Origin of the sequence: Streptomyces anatolicus (genome assembly GCF_019400875.1) — a bacterium.
GTDB lineage: Bacteria > Actinomycetota > Actinomycetes > Streptomycetales > Streptomycetaceae > Streptomyces > Streptomyces anatolicus.
In genome coordinates this window covers 1-3,889 of the sequence record NZ_WMBF01000549.1, presented here as the reverse complement: position 1 = coordinate 3,889, position 3,889 = coordinate 1, and the positions used below count along the sequence as shown (strand labels likewise).

Genomic DNA, 3,889 nt, shown 5'->3' with positions numbered 1-3,889 from the left:
CGCGGGGGCCGTTCGGGGCGTGGGGAGCGGCGTGCTCACTCGGTGGTGTAGTACCGGTAGAACGTCACCGCGAAGACGCCCGCGGCGACCCCAAGGGCCATGGCCGTGCACCGCAGCACGCTCGCCCCGGCCAGGCTGTAGAGGAAACCGAAGGTCACCCCCGCGAACGCCGCCCAGGACAGGGCGCGCAGCTCGCGGGGGAGCGTCGGCGCCACGCGGTGCACGGAGATCATGAGGGCGGCGAAGACGAGAGCGCTGACGACGCCGAACAGGACGTTGCCGGTGGTGATCGGTCCGCCGTCGCGCCGGATCGCCCAGGCCCAGAGGCCGTAGACGACGCCCATGAGCAGGGCGAGAGCGGCCCAGCGGGCGGCCGGTGTCGGGGTGGCCCTGGTGCGGTGGCGCATCGGGTGGAGGGGAGCGGCGTGTGCCATGACGGGTCCCTTCTGTGCCCCCGGTTCCGTGCCCCCGGTGATCATGGGGGTCGTCGGCGGGGGGCGTATTCGTCAGTGGTCGCGGTACGCGCACGGGTCGTGGTGGCAGTCCCGGTCCCGCCACTGCGGGCACGGATCGGCGGAGGTGCAGCTCGGCACGGAGCGCCCGCCGGTGTCGACGTAGACCGCGCTCACCCAGCCGCGGACGCCGGTCAGCCAGTACCAGTGCGGGTCGCCGTGCACGGCGGTACCGTGAGTGACGCACTCGACGCGGTCCTGAGTGCCGTGCGGCAGCTTCGCGACGATCTCGCCGCGAGGCGTCGGCTGGTCCCTGACCTTCAGGTCGGGGCCGGAGACGACGGTCCCCCAGACGACGCCGCCGTCGTTGTTCGCGGGGCTGGCAGCGCTCGCGGGGCTGGACGCGGTGGCCGTGGCGGCGGTTCCCACGGTCAGTACGGCTGTCGCGCAGGCCGCCCCGAGAGTCAGAGCGATTCGCATGATCGGCCTCCTCGTTCCCTCATCCAGGAAACACCCGTTCGGCCGAGCGCTCCACCGGAGGCGTGGCGGGCTCCGCCGGAGACTCACAGGCGCCGGGACCGATAGGTGCCGACGGGGACCGATGAGTTTCGGACGCGGGCCGGGTCTCTACTGCCGACGACACTCCTTGACTCCTTGCGAGAAGGCGGACGGACATGAGCAGCATGGCCATCGAGACCGCGGGTCTGGTCAAGACCTTCGGCGAGAACCGCGCGGTCGACGGAATCGACCTCACCGTCCGGGCCGGCACGGTCTACGGCGTACTCGGGCCGAACGGCGCGGGCAAGACCACGGCGGTCAAGATGCTCGCCACGCTCCTGCGCCCCGACGGCGGCGAGGCGCACGTCTTTGGCCACGACGTGGTCCGCGAGGCCGATGCCGTACGGGGCAGGGTCAGCCTCACCGGGCAGTACGCGTCGGTCGACGAGGACCTGACCGGTCTGGAGAACCTGATCCTGCTCGGCCGCCTCACCGGCCACGCCAAGAAGGCGGCGCGCGCCCGCGCCGGGCAGCTCCTGGAGGCGTTCGGCCTTACCGATGCTGCCGGGCGCCAGGTGAAGAACTACTCGGGCGGCATGCGGCGGCGCATCGACATCGCCGCGTCCATCCTGAACACCCCTGACCTGCTCTTCCTCGACGAGCCGACGACCGGCCTCGACCCGCGCAGCCGCAACCAGGTCTGGGACATCGTACGAGCGGTCGTCGGCCACGGCACGACGGTGCTCCTCACTACCCAATATCTGGACGAGGCCGACCAGTTGGCGTCCCGTATCGCCGTCATCGACAAGGGAAAGGTCATCGCCGAGGGCACCAAGGGCGAGCTGAAGGCGTCGGTCGGCGCCGGCTCGGTGCATGTGCGGCTGCGGGAGGCCGCGCAGCGCGAGGACGCGGCGCGGCTGCTCGGCGCGGTGCTCGACGCGCGGATCCAGCTGGAGCCCGACCCCCTCGCGCTGACGGCCCGCGTCGGCACGGACGACGGCGCCCGCAACGGCCGTGGCGCCGCCGAGCAGGCCTCGCGGGCGCTGGCCGAGCTGGCCCGCGCCGGCATCACCGTCGACAACTTCGCGCTGGGCCAGCCCAGCCTCGACGAGGTCTTCCTCGCCCTGACCGGCACGGACGCCGGTCACTCCGCCCCCGCGACCGACACGCAGCAGAACTCGCAGCAGAACTCGCAGAAGGAGGCCACGGCATGAGCACCACCGCCCCCGCCGAGACCCAGGACCTCGCGCCCGTCAGGACCGAGTCCCTCGCCGAACTGCTCATCTCCACCGAGCGGCCGCCACGGCCCGGCGCGCTCTCCGCCTGCCTCACCTTCGGCTGGCGCGCGATGCTGAAGATCAAGCATGTGCCTGAGCAGCTGTTCGACGTCACGGCCTTCCCGATCATGATGGTGCTCATGTACACGTACCTCTTCGGGGGTGCGCTCGCCGGGTCGCCGCAGGAGTACATCCAGTACCTGCTGCCGGGCATCCTGGTGATGTCCGTCGTCATGATCACGATGTATACGGGCGTCTCGGTCAACACCGACATCGAGAAGGGCGTCTTCGACCGCTTCCGTACGCTGCCGATCTGGCGCCCCTCGACGATGGTGGGCTACCTCCTCGGCGACGCCCTGCGCTACGCCATCGCGTCCGTGGTGATCCTGACCGTCGGCCTCATCATGGGCTTCCGTCCCGACGGCGGCTTCCTCGGCGTGGTCGCCGGGATCGCGGTGCTGCTCGTCTTCTCCTTCGCGTTCTCGTGGATCTGGACGATGTTCGGGCTGCTGCTGCGCACGGAGAAGTCGGTGATGGGCGTCAGCATGATGGTGATCTTCCCGCTGACGTTCCTCAGCGACATCTTCGTGAAGCCCGAGACGATGCCGGGCTGGCTCCAGGCCTTCGTCAACAACAACCCCATCACCCATGTGTCGTCGGCGGTACGCGCCCTGATGGACGGCACGTCGCCGACGACGGAACTGGCGTGGACGCTGGGGTGGGTGGTGGTGTTGGTGGGGGTGTTCGGGCCCGTGACGATGCGGTTGTACAACCGGAAGTAGCCCGGTTGCGCTCTCGGCGGGCTCTGCGGCTTGCTCCCTCGTCCTTCGGTGCTTCTGCCCTGTCGGCTGATGTCGTTGCCCCATATGCAGTCGCCCCGCTCGCGTCCCACGTGAGCGGGGCCTTGCCTGGGTTGCGTGCCCCGCAGCGTCCGCAGCCCCCTGTCCAGCGTCCGTGGTCCTCTCTCCGCCGTCCTCCTCGTCCTCGCCTGTCTGCTCGTGCCCCTGGGCGCGGTCTCCACCTGGTCGCGGTACGAGATCGGGGACGCGGACAACTACGTCGCCACGATGGCGCCGCTGGCCTCCGACCCCGCGGTGCGGTCGGCCGTCGCGGACGCGGTCACCGACGCGGTCATGGAGGAGATCGACGTGGGGCCGCTCCAGGGCACGGTCAGGGCCTTCGTACGGGACGCGGTGGGGTCATTCAGCGAGACGGCCGCCTACAAGACCGCCTGGAACGCGGCGAACCGTGCCGCCCACGACGCCGTGCAGCGGGCCTTGCGCGACTCCTCCGACGGGGAGGTCACCATCGACCTCGCGCCGATCACCCAGCGGATCAAGCAGCAACTGTCCGACGACGGGGTGCCGTTCGCCTCCAAGATCCCGGTGAAACATACGGAGGTCACCGTCATGCGGTCGGCGGATCCGGGGTGGCTGCGGGAGGTCTTCCGCCTCCTCCAGGCGGCGGGTCTGTGGCTTCCCGTGGCGGCGGTCGTGCTCGCCGTGGCCGGCGTCCTGCTCGCGGTACGCCGCAGGCGGGCGGCCATCGCGGTGGCGCTGGGCGCCGTGCTTGCGGGGGCGGTCCTTGCGGTGGCCGTGGCGGTGACGCGGGGGCTCACGCTGGACGACCTTCCGGCGGATGTCTCGCGGGGCGCGGTGGGGG

At 70.9% G+C, this 3,889-nt stretch carries 5 protein-coding genes; 3 read left to right on the top strand and 2 right to left on the bottom strand.

Translation table 11 applies throughout. The annotated features are described in order from the left end of the window. Positions 1–35: 35 nt before the first annotated feature. Positions 36–434: a hypothetical protein gene (locus GKQ77_RS29330; RefSeq protein ID WP_258022173.1), complete on the bottom strand. Its 399-nt coding sequence runs from the start codon at positions 432–434 to the stop codon at positions 36–38. A gap of 72 nt (positions 435–506) precedes the next feature. Next, on the bottom strand, positions 507–932 hold the full coding sequence (locus GKQ77_RS29325; protein ID WP_219692133.1) for an SH3 domain-containing protein: 426 nt from the start codon (positions 930–932) through the stop codon (positions 507–509). A gap of 194 nt (positions 933–1,126) precedes the next feature. Between GKQ77_RS29325 and GKQ77_RS29320 the strand changes: the two genes are divergently transcribed. The 3 genes from GKQ77_RS29320 to GKQ77_RS29310 all read left to right on the top strand — a co-directional run. Beyond that, positions 1,127–2,164 carry an ATP-binding cassette domain-containing protein gene (locus GKQ77_RS29320; RefSeq protein ID WP_219692130.1) on the top strand — a complete coding sequence of 346 codons (1,038 nt, stop codon included), beginning with the start codon at positions 1,127–1,129 and terminating at the stop codon, positions 2,162–2,164. Further along, on the top strand, positions 2,161–3,009 hold the full coding sequence (locus tag GKQ77_RS29315) for an ABC transporter permease (protein WP_219692128.1): 849 nt from the start codon (positions 2,161–2,163) through the stop codon (positions 3,007–3,009). The genes GKQ77_RS29320 and GKQ77_RS29315 overlap by 4 nt, the downstream gene beginning before the upstream one ends. Before the next feature lie 135 nt (positions 3,010–3,144). Further along, a partial coding sequence (locus tag GKQ77_RS29310; protein ID WP_219692127.1) for a hypothetical protein occupies positions 3,145–3,889 on the top strand: 745 nt, incomplete at its 3' end.